This window comes from Neoluteolibacter marinus (assembly GCF_014904755.1).
Classification (GTDB): Bacteria; Verrucomicrobiota; Verrucomicrobiia; order Verrucomicrobiales; family Akkermansiaceae; genus Haloferula; species Haloferula marina.
In genome coordinates this window covers 1-256 of the sequence record NZ_JACZFQ010000279.1, presented here as the reverse complement: position 1 = coordinate 256, position 256 = coordinate 1, and the positions used below count along the sequence as shown (strand labels likewise).

Below are 256 nucleotides of genomic sequence, written 5' to 3'. Positions count from 1 at the left end.
GCGGGCAGTCGCCCAGCAGCTGGCCCGACCGGGCCAGGGAGACGATCGTGGTCGCGTTCAGCAGCGCCAGCCCGATGGTGAGGTAGCGCGTGTACTGCGTGAGCTTGGCCTGGCCCTGCGGACCCTCCTCATGCAGCTCCTGGAAGCGCGGGATGACCACTCGCAGCAGCTGGACGATGATGCTCGCCGTGATGTAGGGCATCACGCCCAGGGCGAAGATGGACACCTGCAGCAGGGCTCCGCCGCTGAAGAGGTT

Annotated in this window: 1 pseudogene; it reads right to left on the bottom strand. The window is 67.6% G+C overall.

Going from position 1 to position 256, the window contains the following annotated elements:
• Window positions 1-256 (bottom strand): annotated as a pseudogene (locus IG178_RS24850) (preprotein translocase subunit SecY); the annotation flags it as partial.